The sequence below is a fragment of the Stenotrophomonas sp. S41 genome, from assembly GCF_016624625.1.
In the GTDB taxonomy this organism is placed as follows: Bacteria; Pseudomonadota; Gammaproteobacteria; order Xanthomonadales; family Xanthomonadaceae; genus Stenotrophomonas.
The window spans coordinates 20,000-39,401 of record NZ_JACVTV010000033.1; the positions used below are offsets into that span (position 1 = coordinate 20,000).

The 19,402-nt window shown below is 68.3% G+C and carries 11 protein-coding genes; 3 read left to right on the forward strand and 8 right to left on the reverse strand.

Going from position 1 to position 19,402, the window contains the following annotated elements; all coding sequences use genetic code 11:
• Positions 1–49 precede the first annotated feature (49 nt).
• Together IAE56_RS09375 and IAE56_RS09380 are read right to left on the reverse strand one after the other, a co-directional pair.
• The gene (locus IAE56_RS09375) at positions 50–481 is read right to left on the reverse strand and encodes a DUF4189 domain-containing protein (protein WP_200752356.1); all 432 of its coding nucleotides are present in this window, start codon (positions 479–481) and stop codon (positions 50–52) included.
• A gap of 114 nt (positions 482–595) precedes the next feature.
• Entirely contained in the window at positions 596–2,941 is a 2,346-nt protein-coding gene (locus tag IAE56_RS09380) for a TonB-dependent receptor (RefSeq protein WP_200752357.1), read from the reverse strand.
• Between the two features lie 91 nt (positions 2,942–3,032).
• Between IAE56_RS09380 and IAE56_RS09385 the strand changes: the two genes are divergently transcribed.
• Positions 3,033–7,718: an ATP-dependent helicase gene (locus tag IAE56_RS09385; protein ID WP_200752358.1), complete on the forward strand. Its 4,686-nt coding sequence runs from the start codon at positions 3,033–3,035 to the stop codon at positions 7,716–7,718.
• A gap of 146 nt (positions 7,719–7,864) precedes the next feature.
• On the opposite strand, the gene IAE56_RS09390 is transcribed toward IAE56_RS09385, so the two are convergent.
• The 4 genes from IAE56_RS09390 to IAE56_RS09405 all read right to left on the reverse strand — a co-directional run bounded on the left by IAE56_RS09390 (position 7,865) and on the right by IAE56_RS09405 (position 14,749).
• Entirely contained in the window at positions 7,865–9,976 is a 2,112-nt protein-coding gene (locus IAE56_RS09390; protein ID WP_200752359.1) for a phospholipase C, phosphocholine-specific, read from the reverse strand.
• Positions 9,977–9,983: 7 nt separating this feature from the next.
• The gene (locus tag IAE56_RS09395) at positions 9,984–12,362 is read right to left on the reverse strand and encodes a TonB-dependent receptor (protein WP_200752360.1); all 2,379 of its coding nucleotides are present in this window, start codon (positions 12,360–12,362) and stop codon (positions 9,984–9,986) included.
• Positions 12,363–12,479: 117 nt separating this feature from the next.
• Positions 12,480–13,406 carry a c-type cytochrome gene (locus tag IAE56_RS09400; RefSeq protein ID WP_200752361.1) on the reverse strand — a complete coding sequence of 309 codons (927 nt, stop codon included), beginning with the start codon at positions 13,404–13,406 and terminating at the stop codon, positions 12,480–12,482.
• Positions 13,403–14,749: a cytochrome c gene (locus tag IAE56_RS09405; RefSeq protein ID WP_200752365.1), complete on the reverse strand. Its 1,347-nt coding sequence runs from the start codon at positions 14,747–14,749 to the stop codon at positions 13,403–13,405. Before IAE56_RS09405 ends, IAE56_RS09400 begins: the two co-directional genes overlap by 4 nt.
• 182 nt (positions 14,750–14,931) lie before the next feature.
• On the opposite strand from IAE56_RS09405, the gene IAE56_RS09410 reads away from it, so the two are divergent.
• Entirely contained in the window at positions 14,932–16,077 is a 1,146-nt protein-coding gene (locus IAE56_RS09410) for an alpha/beta fold hydrolase (protein ID WP_200752362.1), read from the forward strand.
• Between the two features lie 15 nt (positions 16,078–16,092).
• On the opposite strand, the gene IAE56_RS09415 is transcribed toward IAE56_RS09410, so the two are convergent.
• Together IAE56_RS09415 and IAE56_RS09420 are read right to left on the reverse strand one after the other, a co-directional pair.
• Positions 16,093–17,232, reverse strand: coding sequence for an MFS transporter (locus IAE56_RS09415; RefSeq protein WP_200752363.1), 1,140 nt, complete (start codon positions 17,230–17,232; stop codon positions 16,093–16,095).
• A gap of 173 nt (positions 17,233–17,405) precedes the next feature.
• Positions 17,406–18,107: a pirin family protein gene (locus IAE56_RS09420; protein ID WP_079221472.1), complete on the reverse strand. Its 702-nt coding sequence runs from the start codon at positions 18,105–18,107 to the stop codon at positions 17,406–17,408.
• A gap of 140 nt (positions 18,108–18,247) precedes the next feature.
• Between IAE56_RS09420 and IAE56_RS09425 the strand changes: the two genes are divergently transcribed.
• A complete protein-coding gene (locus IAE56_RS09425) occupies positions 18,248–19,165 on the forward strand; it encodes a LysR substrate-binding domain-containing protein (RefSeq protein ID WP_200752364.1) in 918 nt (305 codons plus the stop codon).
• Positions 19,166–19,402: the final 237 nt, after the last annotated feature.

Here is a 19,402-nt window from a genome sequence, read left to right on the forward strand (position 1 = left end):
CCCAACGTCATCGACGCTGGGCGGCTCTCTCACCGATCAAAAGCCGGTACTAGTAAATGCGGCGGGGCTCCGGAACCGGTGCCGGTGCCGGTGCACCGGGGTGCCACGGCCGCTCGATCACCTGCGACGGCTGCTCGCGCCACATCACCGCCAGCGTGCAGTCGTTGGCGCGTTCCCGGCACATCTTTTCTGCCTTGCGCTGCGCAGCCTCCGGACTGGCCTCGGCCAGGGCGAAGCCCATGGATACGGTTCCGGTGAAGATGGCCGAGTAGCCCTCTCCGGTGGCGACGGCCGACTGCCCGCAGTTGCGGGAGCGGGCGGCACAGTACTTCACCGCGTTCTGCATCGAGGTGCTCACCGTCGCTTGGTTCATCGAGTAGCCGTAGGCGCCATCTGCATCGTAGGCAATGGCCGAGGCCGCGCCTGCAGTGGACGAAACGCCCAACAGCAGCGCACAGGAAATTGCATGCATCCAGTTCATTGAATCCTCCTTTTCGTCGATGGTTGACCGAAGGGGTAACGGTAATCAAGCCTGTCGTGCGCACAATCGCGCCCGCGGTTCACGTTCCGCAGGCGCTGTGCTGCCGGCTCTGGTTCAGAGCCGCACGGTCACCCCCACCTGGAAGCCACGCCCCGGCAGTGGCGCGATGTATTTCAGTGGCGAGTTGTGCGGGCGCGCCTCTTCGTTGAGCAGGTTGCTGCCATTGATGAAGACCTCCATTCCAGCGACAGCGGTCGTGCGCAGGGGAATCTCCCGGCTCAGCTGCAGGTCGACCAGGGTGAACGCATCCAGTGGTACTTCTTCGCTGACGTTGCGGCCCAAGTACTTCTGCGTGTCGTAGTAGGTGCTCGACAGCTGCGCCTTCCAGCCCTCGCGCTGCCATCGCACGGTGGCGCCGTAACGGTTGGTCGGCATGTTGGGCAGGTATTCGCCATCGTTATGGGCGCGCAGCGAATCGGGGTGGTCGGCCTTGTTCTTCACCAGGTCGGCAAAGGCCGATACCTCCAGGCTGCCGAAGCGACCGAGCATCAGTGACTGCGAGGCATCGACCTCGAAACCCTTCACCGTCGTATCGGTCTGCTTCCAGTACTTCAGCGGCAGGCGGTTGGCGGTCTGCAGGCCGGAGTAGCCCAAGTACAGGTAGTTTTCGTAACGCATGCGGTAAGCGGTGGCCGACAGCTGGAAGCCGCCCAGGTGGAACAGGCCGGTCAGCTCGAGGTTCTTCGCACGTTCCGGGTCCAGGTTCTGGTTGCCTTCCTCCTGGGTCATCACCGAATAATGCGCATTGCTGGCGTAGAGCTCATTGATCTCCGGTGCGCGCTGCGAGGAGGAGTAACGCAGCTTGGCGGCGAACAGCGGGCCGAGTTCAACGTAGGCGCCGATGCTGTAGCTGTTGAGCCGGAAGTCGCGGTCCTGCAGCGTGGTGTTGGCGGAATTGCGCGCCGTCTTGAAGCTGCTCGGCCGCAATGTGTGGTCTACGCGTTCGTGGCGCACGCCGGCATCGAACGAGGCCCAGTCGAAGTCCAGTGTTTCCTTCAGGAACACCGCCTGACTGCGCGTATCGACGTTGGGCAGGTAGCGCAGCGATCCGCTGCCGGTGACCTCGCGCGACTGCTGGCTGAGACCGAGCAGGCCGCTCAGCGGGCCGACGCGGCGATGGGCCAGCAGCAGTTCGGCCTGGGTGCTTTCAAAGTCGTAATCGTTGGCCTTGCTGGTACCCAGGCGTTCGCCCGAGGTGTTGTCCAGCTGCGAGACGCGCAGCTCGGCACGCTCGATGCCCGGCACCGGGTCGCGCAGCAGGGCTTCCAGCGCATAGCGCTCCTGCTTGATGACCACGCTCACAGGCAGGCCGTCGGCGTAGTTGGAACCGAAGGACAGGTTCTGCATCGAGAAGCCCGGCACGCCGTATTCGCTGTCCTTGGCATCAATACTGACACCCACGTAGCCGCGGTCGAAGAACAGGGTCGAGCCGAGTGCGACCTGCGAACTGCGCGAGTAGCTGTTGCCCAGGCGGTGGTGGTAGTCCGGGGTGACGTCGTTGTTGATCCGCTTCTGCACATAGGACGGCGTGCCGGCGACGTAGTCCGGATTGACCGGATTGACGTAGGTCTGGCGCTGCCAGACCGAGGTCGGGCTGTTGGTGTAGAAGGAGAACTCGCCATCGGCCCAGTCCGGGTTCTCGGTCATGAACTGGTCGATGTAGGGCTGCGATGCCTTGTTGTAGACCTGCTGCACACGGGCCTCCTTCTGGCAGGCATCGGCCAGCGCCGAGTTGACCCCGCCGGCGGCCGGGAACAGCTGGCTGTTGCAGGCGGCCGCCTTGCTGTTGCCGGGAATGTCGTAGTGCGAGATGCGCTGCCGCGAGACCTGCAGGTTGGTGGAGACGTTGCGCTGGTTGTTGAAGTTCATCCGGAAGCCCTGCGCATCGGCGGCGTTGAAGCCTTTGCGCAGCACCAGTTCCATCGACTGGTCCTTGTCTTCCATCGTGCGCGAAATCAGCCCGGAATCGACCTCGACGCTGCCGCCGATGGCGTTGCCGCCGTAGCGCACCGTGTCGGAGGACTTGTTGACGGTGACGCTGCGCACGAACAGCGGGTCGAACGGAATGTTGATGTCGCCGCTGATCGCGTTCATACCGAGGATGGACTGGCCATCCTGGAGGATCTGCACGCGGTTGCCGCTGAGGCTGCGGATGACCGGCGCGCCGGCGTTGGGCCCGAAGGCGCTGCTCTGCACGCCGGAAACGTGCTCGAGCAGGCCGCCGAGCGTGCGGTTCTGTGCCTGCGGGTTGTCGACGGTGACCCGGCTGTCGATGCGTGAGGGCTGGCTGGCTTCCACCTGCAGGGTGGGAAGGGTGGGCGCGTCCGCCGCCCTGGCGGAATGGAGGGCGACGGACTGAAGGGCGAGGGGGATGGCTGCAGCTAGCAGGTGGCGACGCATGACACGCTCCGTAAAAATGGCGTGAAATGTTATAACGTAACCATTCGTAACGACAAACGATTTCTTCGCCGTATCATCGAAGCCATCATCGATGGCGACCGGCCCTGCCTTGGATTCCCTGCAGCACTTCCATCCCGCCACCCGCGACTGGTTCCGTTCCGCGTTCGCCGCATCGACGCCGGTGCAGGACGAGGCGTGGGCGTCGATCGCTGCGGGCCAGCACACCCTGGTGGTGGCGCCGACCGGATCGGGCAAAACGCTGGCTGCGTTCCTGCATGCGATCGACCAGGTGTTCGCCGAGCGCGATGGCGACGCACGCCGCGACCCGGCGGCCAAGCCCGTACCGCGCACGCGCGTGCTGTACCTGTCGCCGATCAAGGCATTGGGCAGCGATGTGCAGCGCAACCTGCAGGTGCCCCTGCAGGGCATCAGCGCCCGCCGCGGCGAGCGCGGCGATCCGGCGGTGGCCCTGACCGTGGCCATGCGCACCGGCGATACCAGCAGCAGTGACCGCGCACGCCTGGTGCGGCGCCCGCCGGATATCCTGATCACCACGCCAGAGTCGCTGTACCTGATGCTGACCTCGCAGGCGAGGGAGATCCTGCGCGATGTGCATACGGTGATCCTCGATGAGATCCATGCGGTGGCGGGCGGCAAGCGTGGCTCGCACCTGGCGCTGAGCCTGGAGCGGCTCGACGCGCTGCTGCAGGTGCCCGCACAACGCATCGGCCTGTCGGCAACGGTGCGCCCGGTCGAGGGTGTTGCCGCCTTCCTCGGCGGTGATCGCCCGGTGCAGGTGGTGCAGCCGCCTTCGCAGCGGCAGCTGGAACTGAAGATCGTGGTGCCGGTGGAAGACATGACCGATCTGGTCGTGCACGGTCCCGCGGAAGGACGTGGGGCCGGCGCACGCACCGGTTCGATCTGGCCGCATGTGGAAGCCAGCATTCTCGACAACGTGATGCGGCATCGCTCCACGATTGTGTTTGCCAATTCGCGTGGCGTGGCCGAACGGCTGACTGCACGACTCAACGAGCTGCATGCCGAGCGCACGGGCGTCGAGCCTGCGGGCGAAGCGGATGCTGCGGATACAGCCGCCTACGGATCGTTCACCGGCAGCACGGTGAACCGTGTCACCACGCCGGCCTCGGTGATCGCGCGCTCGCACCACGGCTCGGTGTCCAAGGAACAGCGCGCCGCCATCGAGCAGGCGCTGAAGTCGGGTGACCTGCGCTGCGTGGTCGCCACCTCCAGTCTTGAGCTGGGCATCGACATGGGCCTGGTGGACCTGGTGATCCAGGTCGCGGCGCCGCCTTCGGTGTCCAGTGCACTGCAGCGGGTGGGCCGTGCCGGTCACCAGGTGGGCGGCATGTCACGCGGCCTGCTGTATCCGCGTACGCGCCGTGATCTGGTCGATGCTGTGGTGGTGGTGGACAGCATGCTGGATGGACGCATCGAAGCCCTCGATCCGCCGCGCAATCCGCTCGATGTGCTGGCCCAGCAGACCGTGGCGGCGGTAGCGATGGAGCCACTCGATGTCGAGGCCTGGTTCGCACGCGTGCGCCGGGCTGCGCCGTACCGCACGCTGCCGCGCAGTGCCTTCGACGCAGTGCTGGACATGCTGGCCGGCCGCTATCCGTCCGATGAGTTCGCCGGTTTCCGCCCGCGGCTTGTCTGGGACCGGAAGACCGGCACGTTGACCGCACGTCCTGGCGCCCGCCAGCTGGCGGTGACCAGCGGCGGCACCATTCCCGACCGCGGCATGTATGCCGTCGTGCTGCCCGAAGGCGAAGAACAGGCGGGATCGCGCCGTGTCGGCGAGCTGGATGAAGAGATGGTCCACGAGTCGCGGGTGAATGATGTGATCACCCTCGGCGCAACGTCCTGGCGCATCGACCAGATCACCCTTGACCAGGTCGTGGTGACGCCAGCGCCGGGGCGCTCGGCGCGGCTGCCGTTCTGGCGCGGCGAAGGCATCGGCCGCCCGGCCGAGCTGGGGCAGGCCACCGGCGCCTTCCTGGCGGAACTCGAGACCGAGCCTGGCGGCGCTGCCGAGCCGTCGCCGGCATTGCTCGCCCGGCTGCGCGATCGCGGCCTGGATGAACGCGCGATCAGCAACATGCTGGCGCTCGTGGCCGAACAGCAGCAGGCCACCGGTGTGCTGCCGACCGACCTGCGCCTGGTCGTCGAGCGCTGCCGTGATGAACTCGGCGACTGGCGGGTGATGCTGCATTCGCCCTACGGCCGCCGCGTGCACGATCCCTGGGCGCTGGCGGTGGCTGCGCGCCTGCGCGAGCAGGCTGGCATCGATCCGGCCGTGGTGGCCAGCGACGACGGCATCATCGTCCGCATGCCCGACCGCAGCGGTACACCGCCTGGCGCGGAACTGTTCCTGTTCGATGCGTCCCACCTGCGCCAGGTCATCAATCGCTCGGTCGCCGGTTCCGCGTTGTTCGCCGCACGTTTTCGTGAGTGTGCCTCGCGCGCGCTGCTGCTGCCGCGGCGCACGCCGGGCAAGCGCTCGCCGTTGTGGCAGCAGCGCCTGCGTGCGGGGCAGCTGCTGGAAATCGCCCGTGGCCACGATGAGTTCCCGATCCTGGTGGAGACTGCGCGCGAGTGCCTGCAGGACGTCTACGACCTTGATGCACTGGATGCGCTGATGCTGCGCGTGCAGGCCGGTCAGGTCCAGGTGGTCGAGGTGGATACGGCCGTGCCATCGCCGTTCGCGGCGAACCTGCTGTTCGGCTATGTCGCCGAGTTCATGTACGAAGCCGATGTACCGCTGGCCGAACGGCGTGCATCGGTGCTGTCGCTCGACAGTGGCCTGCTGGCGGAACTGCTCGGCGAGGTGGATCTGGGCGAACTGCTGGACGATGCCGTGGTGGCCACCGTGGAGCGCGAGCTGCAACGCTTGGATCCGGCCCGCCACGCGCGTGGCAGCGAAGGCGTGGCCGACCTGCTGCGTGAGCTGGGCCCGCTGCCGGCCGTGGAGGTCGCGCAGCGCATCACCGAGCCTGCGCAGGCGGATGCCTGGCTGCAGGCGCTGCATGCGGCGGGTCGTGCAATCCGCGTTCCCGTCGCAGGGGCCCAGCAGTGGGCGGCGGTGGAAGATGCCGCGCGCCTGCGCGATGCCCTGGGCATCATTCCGCCTGCGGACGTGGCCGAGGTATTCCTGGCCCCGGCTCTGGATCCGTTGGGCGATCTGCTTGGCCGCCACACGCGCACCCATGGTCCTTTCAGCAGTGGCAGCGTGGCCGCCCGTTTCGGCCTCGGCGTGGCGGTGGTGGATGCTGCCCTGCACGCGCTGCAGGAACAGGACAGGGTGGTACGCGGCCGGTTCGGACTGGATCGTCGCGCGGCAGGCGAAATCGCAGCGGCAGCTTCACCGCGTGCAGGCCATGACTGGGTGGGCACTGAGGTGCTGCAGCGGCTGCGGCTGCGCTCATTGCAGGCCGCCCGCGAGGCGACCCGCCCGGTACCGGTGCAGGCCTATGTCGGTCTGCTGCTGCAGGGGCAGGGCGTGCTGCCTGGGGGCGCACGCCTGCGTGACAGCGAAGGCGTGCTGCAGGTGATCGAACAACTGGCGGGGCTGCCACTGCCGGCATCGCTGTGGGAACAGCAGGTGCTGCCCGCGCGCGTGCCCGGCTACACGCCTGCGCTGCTGGATGAACTGCTGGCCACCGGCACGGTGCTCTGGGTCGGCCATGGCCGGCTGGGCGACGACGATGGACTGGTGTCGTTGCACCTGCGTGAGCGTGCCGCTGAAACCCTGCCGGTCACACCGGTGCAGGTCGAAGACTCACCGATGCAGCAGGCCATCCTGCAGGTGCTGGCCGACGGCGGTGCGTTCTTCGCCCGGCAACTGGCGATGCAGGTACAGCCGCGACTGGCCGGTGCAGACACGGCGGGTGAGGATTTCCAGACGGCGCTGTGGCAGCTGGCCTGGCGTGGACAGATCAGCAGTGACCTGTGGGCGCCGCTGCGTGCGCTGGGCGGAGCGCGGCCCGCACGGGCGCGGCCGACGCCGGTGTCGCGCCGCCGCCGCGGCTTTGCCTTCGTGCCACTGACGACGGACACCGCAGGACTGGAGCTGGCCAGCAGCACGGGGCCGACGCTGGCGGGACGCTGGTCGCTGCTGCCGCGCGAGCGCGCCAGTGACACCCTGCGCGCGCTGGCGCAGACCGAGGCGCTGCTGGACCGCTACACGGTGGTCACCCGTAGCGCAGCGATGAGCGAAGCCGTGGCCGGTGGATTTCCGGCACTGCGCCCGGTGCTGCGCAGCATGGAGGATGCGGGCCAGCTGCTGCGCGGTCGCTTCGTGGAAGGCATGGGCGGTGCCCAGTTCGCCCAGCGCGACGACATCGACCGCCTGCGTGCCAGCGCCGAGCAGACACGTGGACCTGACGGCTGGGTTGCGCTGTCGGCGCTGGATCCCGCCAATCCGTTCGGCAGCCTGCTGCCGTGGCCCCAGCCCATCGCCGGGCCGCGTCCGGTGCGCCGGGCCGGTGCGATGGTGGTGATCGGCGAAGGCCGCCTGCAGCTGTATCTGCCGCAGGGTGGCCGCCAGCTGACCAGCTGGATCGAAGACAAGGCAGGCGACGTGGCCACGCGTTGGGCAACGGCGGCGCAGGCGCTGGCCGTTGGCCTGCGGCGTGGCCGGCGGCTGTCCTTCACCCTGGAGCGGATCAACGACGAGCCCGTCCATCGCGGGCCCGCCGTCGATGCGCTGCGCGCGGCGGGATTCAGCAATGAACCGCGCGGCCTAGGCTGGAACGGCTGACGTAGAACAGAGCTCGACCGTTCTTGTAGCGCCGAGCCCACGCTCGGCTGCATCTGTAGAGTCGAGCCATGCTCGACTGAGCCGAGCATAGGCTCGGCTCTACAGGACCGTGCAGCCGAGCATGGGCTCGGCTCTACAGGCCCCCCTCAGCCGTGCTCGAAGCGCAGCGGCTGGCCACCCATCGCCGGGTCGCTGGTGGCAGGGCGTCCGTCTTCGGCGCGGCCAGCCAGGCGCAGCTCGCTGTCACCGGCCACCACGTGCAGGTCATACCAGCCGGCGGTCGGCGCGGCGTCCCAGTCCAATGTGGTCTGCGCGCCGGCAGCCAGGCTCAGCGTCTTCTCCGGCATGTGCCCGGCATAGGCGCCGGCATGCACACGCACCGACTGCGTGGCACTGCCGGCATTGCGCAGCTGCAACCGCAGCTGGCCATCGCTCTGTTCAACCCGGGCCTGCAGCACCGGCGCATCGGCAACGCCACGGAAGTGCCGGTGGAAGCCGTTCGAGCCCAGCAGCCACAGGTCGTAGCGGCCCTGCGCATCCAGTGCCCAGCGGTCCTGCAGCGGTGCACCGGGCAGCACCGTGTAGCGGCGCGGCAGGGCGGTCAGCTGCAGGCGGTCGTAGACATGCAGCACGCTGGCTGCACCTTCGCAGGCCAGCTGCAGGGTCACGCCGTCGGCAGCAAGCGCGTCCAGCTGCGCCTGCGGACGATACGGCAATGCACGCGACGGGCGCGTACCCGCTTCCTGGCGCGCCGCCTGCAGGCCCTCGGGCAGCGCTGGCACGGTGCGACCCGGCAAGGCGGCGGCGCGCGCGGCGGTGGCGCTCACATCGGGCAGTCCACGCACGAACGGGCGGGTATCGCGCTGGGCGAAATCGAAGGCATTGGTCAGGTCGCCGCACACCGCGCGGCGCCACGGTGAGATGTCCGGCGCGGCCACGCCGAAGCGGCGTTCGATCAGGCGCAGCACCGAGGTGTGGTCGTACACCTGCGAATCGACCCAGCCGCCCCGGCTCCAGGGCGAGATCACATACAGCGGCACGCGCGGGCCCAGGCCATAGGGGCGGCCGCGAAGTTCGGCAGCGTCGTACTTCTCGTCGCCCGGCGCCGGGTGCTGGTGGTACTCGCCATCGGTGCTGACCGACGAAGCACCCGCCCAGCTGCCATCGGGCCGTGCCGACGGAGGTGCCGGCGGCGGAACGTGATCGAAGAAGCCATCGTTCTCGTCGAACATCAGCAGCAGCGCGGTACGGCTCCACACGTCCGGGTCGGCGGTCAGCGCGTCGAGCACGCGCGCCGTGTAGGCCGCGCCCTGGGCTGGGCTGGAAGGGCCCGGGTGCTCGCTGCCGGCGGCATCGGCGATGATGAAGCTGACCTGCGGCAGGCGGCCATCGATGGCGTCCTGGCGCAGCTGGGCCAGGCCCCGCGTGCTGACCCCGCGCTGGCGCAGCGCATCGTCGTGGCCCGGCGCGCCGCTGTAGGCCTGGCGGAAGGTCTCGAAGCCGGCCAGCGGGTTGTCGGTGAAGTTGTCGGCCATGTCCTGGTAGATCTGCCAGGACACGCCCGCCTGCTGCAGGCGCTCGACATAGCTGGCCCAGCGGTACGACTCCGGATGCCCGCCGTGCTCCGGGAAATTGTCGTGCGAGTTGGCGATCACCGGGCCGCCCGCGCGGGCGAAGGCATCGTTGTGGCCGGTCCACAGGAACACCCGGTTCGGGTTGGTGCCGGCCTGCATGGCGCAGTGGTAGGCATCGCAGATGGTGAACGCTTCGGCCAGGGCGAACTGGAAGGGCAGGTCGGCGCGCTGGAAATAGCCCATCGCGTGGTTCTGCTTGGCCATCGGCCAGTGCCCCATGCGGCCGTGGTCCCAGGCGCGCTGCGCGTCGGGCCAAGTGTGCGGGGTGCCCTCCACGCGCATGTAGCCGAAGTGCGCGGCCGTATCCAGCGGGAACGGCGCGATCGCGCGCTGGCCGCTGGCATCGGGCTGCAGCCACAGGTTGCGCGGGCCGTCCCCGCCGGCCAGTGGCGCGGCGGGGGCGACGAAGCGGTCGCCGAAACCTCGTACGCCCGGCAGGGTGCCGAAGTAGTGGTCGAACGAGCGGTTTTCCTGCATGAACACCACGATGTGCTGCAGGTCCTGCAGGCTGCGCGTCTGCGCGGCCGGGGCGATCGCTGCCGCCCGGGCGATGCTGGGCAGCAGCGGTGCCAGGCCGGCGGCGACGCCGGCCTGCAACAACCGGCGTCGGCCGATATCAGTCACGAATGCCTCACAGATCCACGCGGAAGGAGATGCCGACGGTGCGCGGCGCGCCGATGAAGGCCGCGTTGGCACCGTCCACCCCTGCAAGATAGCGCTTGTCGGTCAGGTTGCTCACCACCAGGTTGGCGCCCATGCCCTTCAGGCGCGGCGACAGGCCCTGCAGGTCGAAGCCGATGTTGGCGTTGAAGATGGTGGCCGAGGGCAGCTTGTTGACGTTGGCCGCGTCCAGGTAGCGGGTGCCGAGGTAGCGGCCGGACAGGCCGAAGTTCCAGTTCTCACCCTGCCAGTCGGCCGACAGCACCAGGATCTGCTCGGGCTGGCCGATCACCTTGGCGCCATCGACGATGCCCAGCTGGGTGTCACGCGCGGCATCGCCGCTGCCCAGGTACTTGGAGCGGTTGTAGGTGTAAGCCGCGTTGACCCGCCAGCCGTTGTCCCAGCCGTAGCCGAAGGCGGCTTCCAGGCCGTTGCTTTCCACGCCGCCGAAGTTCTCGTAGACGCCGTCGGTCTCGCCCAGGTAGTCGATGCCGCTGACGAAACCGGCCGGCAGGTAGACGATGCGGTTGTCGAACTTGATGTTGTACAGGGTGACCGAGGCGGTCAGCGGCCAGCGGCTGATGCGCATGCCCACTTCAATGTTGTCGGCCGTTTCCGGTTCGACGTTGCGGAAGCGCTGCGGGTCGGTTTCGCCGAGCACGCCGGAAGGAATCGCGGCGAAGTTCTGCGAGAAGCCCGCAAACAGTTCCATGCCCTCAACGCCCGGTGCCCAGGTGAAGCCGGTGGACAGCAGCGGATCGGACTTGGAGTCCGAGGTCACGTGCTCGCTGGCACCGATCACGCGGTTGCGCGACTGGTCGACGAAGAACTGCTTGACGCCCACGCGCGCGCTGAACGGGCCGAAGCGGGCCACGTCCTCGACGTAGTACATCTGCTCATCGACCTTGTACTTGTCCTCGAACTGCACCCAGTACGGCTGATGGTCGAAACCGATGTCCTGGCCGACGTTGAGCAGGCGGTGCCAGTCGCGGCGCGCGGAGCGGTCCAGCTTCTCCACCCATAGGCCGCCGCGGATCGTGTTGTCGACGCCGCCGAAGGTCTGCCGCCATTCGACATCGGCGGTCACGCCCATTCGGTCGTTGTCGTAGTGGGTGTGGCGGTAGGACTGCGCACCCAGCACGTTGCCGGCATAGCAGTTGGGGTCGTACTCGGCGCTGAAGCCCACGCGCGGCGTGCAGCCGGCAATCGGCTGGGCGCTGCTGCCATCGGGGTTCACGAAGTAGATCTGGCCCAGGTTGCTGCCACCGTAGACGGTGCTGCCGCCCAGGTACTCGGACTGCGGGCGGCCGGCGCCATCGTTGGTGACGTCGGCCAGGTAGGGCGGCAGCCAGTCGCCGCGGCCCTGCATGCGGTGGCCATAGGCGGCCATGGATGCCTTGAAGCCGTTGCCGCCGTCGAAGGCCGCGCGCAGGTAGCCGAAGGTGTTTTCGCGCAGCGCACGTGAACCGGAACGGTAGTTCTGGTCCAGGTAGGGAATGCCGGTGAGGGTGCCGACCAGGTTGTCGCGGTCCGGGTTGGTGGCGAAGCCCTGCGGCGAAACGCTGGTGTACTCCGGCTCGTCGGCATCGTTGTAGGACAGGTAACCGGTCAGTGTCCAGCGGTCCAGTTCAGTGATGAACTTGCCGGCGATATGGTCGTTGCTGGTCTTGCCGCTGCCATCGATCCAGTCGCTCACGCGGGCCGAGGATGCGCTGACCCAGGCGCGGGTGTGGCCGCCGAGCACGCCGGTGTCGTAGCGCACGTAGTACTTGCGCGCATCGTTGTCACCGGCGCCGACGATGAAGCGCAGGCGGCTGTCATGCAGCGGATCACTGGTGAGGAAGTTGAGCGTGCCACCCAGCGCTTCGTTCGAGCGCGAGGAGATATCGGCCGTGCCCTGGCTGACCTCCACCGTTTCCAGGTCGAGGGTGTCGATGTAGCGGTTGGCCATCGAGCCGCCGCCGTAGCCCGAGCCGCCATTGGGCAGGCCATCGATGGTGGTGCCGATCTGCTGCGTATCGCGGTTGGTGACGAAACCGCGCATGCTGATCTGCGTGCCCCACACCGACGAACCGGTGGCATCGGCTTCGCTGACCACCACGCCCGGCACTTCGTTGAGCGCGCCGTTGACGCTGCTGAGCACGGTCTGCCGGTTCAGCGTTTCGGCGCGCACCGAGGTTTTGGCGTAGCTGGTGGCCTGGCCGATCACCTGCACCTGGTCCAGCGTTCGTGCGTCGGCGCTGCGCGTTTCGGCGGCCTCGCCCTGCGGTGCTTCGGCCAGGGCGTCCAGTGCGGGGGCGATCAGCAGGGCAAGCAGCGAAACACGGGGAAAACGCGCAATCGTTCGCATCGATACCGGACCTCAAGTGGGGGAAGCCCGGGAGTGTCGGCAGGATGAATGACATGGGAGTGACGTTCAGATGCAGGCTTCATGTTGCGTGACGGCCGACACTGTGAACCGCTGCGCTCAGTAACGTGCGTCCTTCGGCTTGGGATCGCGCGGCCAGTCCTTGCCCTTGCCGGCGAAATCCGGCCGGGGTTGATGGATGAAGTAGTCGGCAATGTCCACGGCGTCCTGGTCCGGCAGCACCTGCTGGCCCAGTGGTGGTTCGCGGCTCGCTGCCGGTGACATGTTGTGCTTGATGAAGCTGGCCGCCTTGTACAGGCGCGCCATGCCCGCGCCGATGTTGAAGCTGCGCTCGCCCCACAGCGGCGGGAAGGCGATATCACCGCTGCCGTCGCGGCGGCCCTCCCCGTTGTCGCCATGGCAGGCCGCGCACTGCGCTGCATACAGGGCCTGGCCGCGCGCGCGGTCGGGGGTCAGCGAGGTGTCGATCGGGCCTTCGCTCGGCGCCGCCACACGTGCGCCATCGGGCACGGTCCGGCTGAGCCAGGCCATGTACTCCAGCATGGCGCGCATCTGCGGTGCATCACGTGCCAGCGGCTTGCCGTTCATCGAACGCTGCAGGCAGCCGTTGATGCGTTCGGCCAGGCCGATGTCCTTGCCCGGCCGCGTCATGTAGCGCGGGTAGCTGCCGCCGCCGGTGTTGAGGTAGTGGTTGCCGAAAGGGCGCTTGCCTTCGGCCATGTGGCAGGAATTGCAGTTCAGGTCGTTGCCCACATTGTCCGGCAGCAGGCGGGCGGTTTCGTTGAGCAGGCGGCGGCCGAACATCACCGCATCGGCATTGCCGAGGCTGGCGATCTCCTCGGCGCTGGGCGTGTGGTACTGGCCGACCACGGCGCGCTGCGCATCGAGGATGTCCAGCGTCGGTGCGGCGCTGGCATCCAGCGCGGGATACCGGTACGCGTAAAGCAGCACGCCGGCAGTGACCAGCGCGAGCACGCCGATGGCAACGACGATGGCCGCATGCCTGCGCCTGTGCAGGGTCTTCATGGCGCAGCCTCCTGCGGAACCACGTGCACCGGCTTGTCGCGCACCACCCTGCGCATGCGCGCGATGTCGGCTTCGCTCACCGCGCTGGCCTGGTTGCCCCAGCTGCTGCGGATGAAGGTCAGGATCTGCGCGAGCTGGGCGTTGGGCAGATGCTCGAAGCCGGGCATCGAGAAGGCCATCCGGTCGTGCGGCGTGTGCGGCGTGCGGCCACCGGCCAGGGTGACCTGCACCAGCGAACTCGGGTCATCGGCGAAGACGATGGAGTTGCCGGCCAGGGTAGGGTAGATGCGCGGCATGCCACGGCCATCGGCGCGGTGGCAGGCCTGGCAGTGCTCGGCATAGGCCAGCGAACCCTCCACGCGGTAGTCGCCGTCGCGCAGCGCGGTGGTGGTCGTGTCGGGGCCTGCAATCCACTGCGTGCTGCGGCCGGCGCGCGGCGGCAGCTGCTTCAGGTAACGGGCCATGGCCAGCAGGTCGGCGTCGGTCAGGTACTGGGTGCTGTGTTCCACCACGTCGGCCATGCCGCCGAACGCGGCGGAGCGATCGGTGCGGCCGGTACGCAGGAACTCGACGATCTCGTCCTGGCTCCAGCTGGCCAGGCCGGTGGCTTCGTTGCGCAGGTTCTTCGCATACCAGCCTTCCAGTACCGAACCGGAGAGGAAGCGGCGGCTTTCGTCATCAGCCATGGCGGTTTCCTGGAAGGCCACGCCGCGCGGGGTATGGCAGGCGCCACAGTGCGCCAGGCCCTCCACCAGTTCGGCGCCGCGCTGCTGGCCGGTGTCCAGTGACGGATCGGCAACGAAGCTGCGCGGGCGGGCAAACAGCAGTTGCCACCATGCCAGCGGCCAGCGCATGTTGGCCGGCCAAGGGATCGTGCTGTCGGCGTTGTGCTGGCGCACCGGCTGCACCGCGCCCATGAAGTAGGCATACAGCGCGCGGATCTCGTCGTCGCTGGCGATCACGTAGGAGGCGTAGGGCATGGCCGGATACAGCGGCTGGCCGTCATGGCGGATGCCGCGGCGGACCGCGCGCTCGAAATCGGCATAGTCATAGGCGCCGATGCCGGTGGCCGGGTCCGGCGTGATGTTGGTCGAGTAGAGCGTGCCCATTGGCGTCTGCATGCCCAACCCGCCGGCGAAGGGCCGGCCGCCGGGCGCGGTGTGGCAGGCGGCGCAGTCGGCCGCACGCGACAGGTACTGGCCGCGCGCGATCAAGGCCGGATCGTGGATGTCGACCACGGCAGGCTGGCGCGGCGCGAACCAGTACGGCGTGCTGCGGGCGATGCCCCAGGCCGCACCGACAGCGGCGGCCAGGGCAAGAAGGAGCTTGAGCGAGGTACGCATGGCCGCACTGTCGGCAAACGCGCGGGCCCGTTCATTGATCCGGATCAATGCTTTGTCCGTGAACGACATCCGACGAAGCTGAATCGATCCCGGCTTGTCATCAACCCGTCATCGACCTGCGATAGATGCGCCCGGTCGCGCCCGCTAACCTGCCACGCTGTCGCACTTTTCCCCGATTGCCCATGAAGCGCCCGCTGCTGCTGTTGCTGGCGTGCGCCGGCCTGTGGCTGGCTGCATGCTCCTCCTCGATCACCGCCTCGTCCACCTCGCTCAGCGACCAGCTGATCGCGCCCGGTGGCGTGTCCACGTTGCTGGACCAGCCGCGCATCGCCGCGGCCATCGCCGAGCTGCCCAACCGCCATGGTTTCCTGCCGGGACGCGATGGCGTGCCGATCTTCTGGCGTGCGTTCGACCCGGGCGACTACGGCGCCCGCTACCACTACCTGCCGCAGCGCCATGAGAACGGCCAGCCGCTGGATACCGGGCTGAGCCTCACCGTGCCGCAGCCGTTCCGTGCGCAGGCGCCGCGCGGCACCGTGGTGCTGCTGCACGGGTGGATGATGAACGGTGATTCGATGCTGCCGTGGTCGCTGCAGCTGGCCGAATCGGGCTACCGCGTGGTCACCCTGGACCTGCGCAACCACGGCCAGTCCGGGCATGGGCCGTCCGGCTACGGCACCTACGAATCGGACGACGTGGTCGATGTGATCGGCGAACTGCGCGCGCGTGGCGAAGTGACCGGGCCGCTGTATCTGTTCGGCGTCTCCTACGGCGCGGCCACCGCAGTGTTCACCGCTGACAAGCTGGGCGACCAGGTGGCCGGCGTGGTGGCGATGGAATCGTTCGCCAATGCCGGCGTGGCGATCCGCACGATGATCCCGCACCTGATGGCGCTGCAGCCGCAAGGCCTGAAGGCGCAGGCGGTGGCGTCCTACGCGCGCTGGCGCTACGGCGGCCAGGACATCAACCAGGTGATCGCCGCGGCCAGCCGTCGGATCGATGTGGACCTGGACCAGGTGGACGTGGCCCGCGCGCTGGCCGATACCCGCGCCTGCGTGCTGCTGCTGCACGGCCAGGGCGACCAGCACATTCCGGTCAGCCAGGGCCGCGAACTGGCCCTGGCCAACCCGCGCGCGCACTACATCGAGATGCGCGGCGAAGACCACATCACCCTGCCGCTGCGCCTGGACCTGCTGGCCGGCGTGGTCGACGACTGGATGGCGCAGGACGAACACCACCCGCGCGCAACCTGCCCGGCACCGCAGCTGCCTGCCCAGGCCGAGTGGCTGGTGCGCGACACTGCTGCCGCTGCGCTCAGCCGCAGCTGATCTTCTTCTTCCTGTTTACGGCAGGCGGCGGGCGAGGGTGCGGGCCGAGGCGGCGACGCCGAGCAGCAGCGCGGCCACGCACAGGAAGGCGAAGCCGAGCGTGGTGAGATGGGCCAGCCCGCCGATGGCCGCCGGGCCGGCGAGGATGCCAGCGTAGCCCAGCGTGGTCACTGCAGTGATGGCGATGCTTTCGGGCATCGCGCGCTGCTGGCCGGCCATCGAGAACAGCGCCGGCACGATGTTGGCGCAGCCCAGGCCGACCATCACGTAGCCAACCAGTGCCACGGCGAAGGAGGGCACCAGGGTGGCCAGGGCGAAGCCGGTGGCCGCGGTGATGCCACCAATGACGATCGTGGGCGTGCGGCCGAGGCGCTCGACGATGCCATCGCCGAACAGGCGCATCGCGGTCATCGCCAGGGTGAATACCGCGAAGCCGGCACCGGCCTGGTCACGCGGCACCTGCCGCACGTCGGCCAGGAACACCGCGCTCCAGTCGAGCATCGAGCCTTCGGCCAGGAACACGATGAAGGCCAGCACGCTGATGAACAGCACCACGCCATGCGGAATGGCCAGCATCGGGCCGTCATGGGCGATGCGCTGCGCGCGCCAGTGCGGTGCCGCCAGCAGCGCCACCACCAGCAGTGCGGCCACCGACAGCAGGGCCGCCATCCACAGCGGCGTGCCCAGCAACAGCAGGCCGGTCATGCAGCCAGCACCGACGAAGCCGCCGATGCTGTAGAACGCGTGGAAGCCGGACATCATCGCGCGGCCGGCATCGCGTTCGACCGCGACCGCCTGCATGTTCATCGTGCAGTCCATGGCGCCGACACCAGCACCGAACAGGAACAGCGCCGCGCCCAGTGCCAACGGCGAGGGAGCGAGCGACAGCAACGGCAGCGCCAGCAGGATCAACGCGGTGGTGATGACCATCAGGCGGCGGCAGCCTAGGCGTCCGCTCAACGCGCCGGCCAGCGGCATGGCCAGCAGCGAGCCGAGGCCCAGGCAGAGCAGCACGGCGCCCAGGCTGGCATCGGACAGCCCGGCCTTGGCCTTGGCATAGGGCACCATCGGCGCCCAGGCAGCGGTGGCAAAGCCGGGAATGAGGAAGGCGGCGCGGGTGGCGTGCTGCTGGGCACGCGGGGAAGAAGGCGTCATGCGCAGGAAAGGCTCCGGAGAATCCCTGCCATGAAAACGTTTGCAGTTGGCGTGGGCAAGTGCCATTCGTGTCATCCCGCTGCGAATACGAATGCAGCGTCGCTCGTCGCACATGCAGAGGCCCGCGATACCGGTGGGCATCGCGGGCCTCGCTGCTTGCTACGGCGCAGCGCTTACAGCGGCAGGTCGAACACCAGCACTTCCGCGTCGTTGCCGTTCTCCAGGGTCAGCTGTGCTTCGTCGCTGACCTGCAGTGCATCGCCGGCATCGAGGGTGATGCCGTTGACCTGCAGCTGGCCACGGGCGACCTGCACGTAGGCGCCACGACCGTTGCCGAGGGCGTGGTGCAGCTTCTGGCTGCCATCGAGGATGGTGGCGTAGATGCGGGCATCCTGCTGGATGCGCAGCGAACCGTCGGCTCCATCCGGCGAGGCGATCAGGCGCAGCTGGCCGCGCTTGGTCTCCGGCGCGAAGTGGGTCTCGCGGTAGGAGGGTTCGATGTTCTCGCTGTCCGGGAAGACCCAGATCTGCAGGAAATGCACCGGATCGGTGGCCGAATGGTTGAACTCGCTGTGGCTGACGCCGCTGCCGGCGCTCATCACCTGCACGTCGCCGTAGCGCAGCACCGAACCGGTGCCCATCGAGTCCTTGTGCTCCAGCGCGCCGCCCAGCACGTAGGAAATGATTTCCATGTTGCTGTGGCTGTGGGTGCCGAAGCCCTGGCCGCCGATGACCTTGTCTTCGTTGATGACGCGCAGCGGGCCGAAGCTGACGTAGCGCGGATCGTAGTAGCCGGCGAAGGAGAAGGTGTGGCGGGAAGACAGCCAGCCATGCTCGGCCAGGCCACGGGTAGCGCTCTTGCGGATCTGCAGCATGATGATTTCTCCTTGTTCGATGGTTTCGATGGGGCGGGGTGGGCCGGTGGCCGCTGTGTTTCCCCGTTGGAGAGAAGTATCCGCTTGCACCCCGGGTTTGAAAAACGGATAGTTTTGACAGCCATCATCGAAAATTTCGAATGCTCAAACTCAGCCTCGATGCCCTGCAGATCCTGGATGCCATCGACCGCCGCGGCTCGTTTGCCGCCGCCGGCAAGGCCCTGCACAAGGTGCCCTCGACCATCTCCTACACCGTGGCCAAGCTGGAGGAGGACCTGGGCGTGCAGCTGTTCGACCGGGTCGGCCCCCGCGCCGAGTTGACCGAGGCCGGTCGCGCCCTGCTGGACGAGGGTCGCCACCTGCTGCGCGCTGCCCGCGAGCTGGAGCTGCGGGTGCGCCGGGTGGCCTCCGGCTGGGAGGCCGAACTGAGTCTGGCGGTGGATTCGATGTTCCCGACCTGGCTGCTGGGCCCGGACATTGCCGCGTTCCGTGGCATTGAAGCGCCGACGCGCCTGCGTCTGTTCGGCGAAGCGCTGTCGGGCACCTGGGAGGCGCTGCTGGACCGTCGCGCCGACCTGTTGGTGGCTGCAGCGGGCGAGGGGCCCAGTGGTGGCGGTTACGTGGTGGAGCCGCTGGGCAGCGTTGATTTCGTATTCGCGGTGGCGCCGGATCATCCGCTGGCGCAGGTGACGGGTGTGCTGGGCCGCGAACAGCTGGCCGAGCACTGCGCCATCGCGGTCTCCGATTCCGCGCGCCGCCTGCTGCCACGCACGGTGGGCCTGTTGATGGGCCAGGAGATGCTGACCGTGCCGGACATGGCCAGCAAGCTGAAGCTGCAGTGCGAGGGTGTTGGATTCGGTTTCCTGCCCGAGCCCTGCGCGCGTGCAGCGGTGGCGCGTGGCCAGTTGGTGATCCGCGAGGTGGAGGAGCCGAAGCCGGAGGAGACGTTCTGGCTTGCGTGGCGCACGGGTGAGGATGGTGCGGCATTGCGCTGGTGGCGCGAGCGGTTGCGCAGGCCGGAGCTGCTGGCGCAGTGGTGGCAGGCGATGGCGGCGTAGGGGTTTTCTTTTGCAGGGCTGCGCCCTGCACCTGCCGAAGCAACAGCAACAGCTGGTTATCCGTGGGTTGGCGGGGTGGGTCCGGTTGAGGGGGACGCCGTGAACCCATCCATGAAGTGACCCCCTCAACCGGACCCACCCCGCCTTCGACAGTTTTTCGCGATCTGTCGGAACAACGTTCTGCTCTGGTGGGGGGGGGGGGGGGGGGGGGGGGGGGGGGGGGGGGGGGGGGGGGGG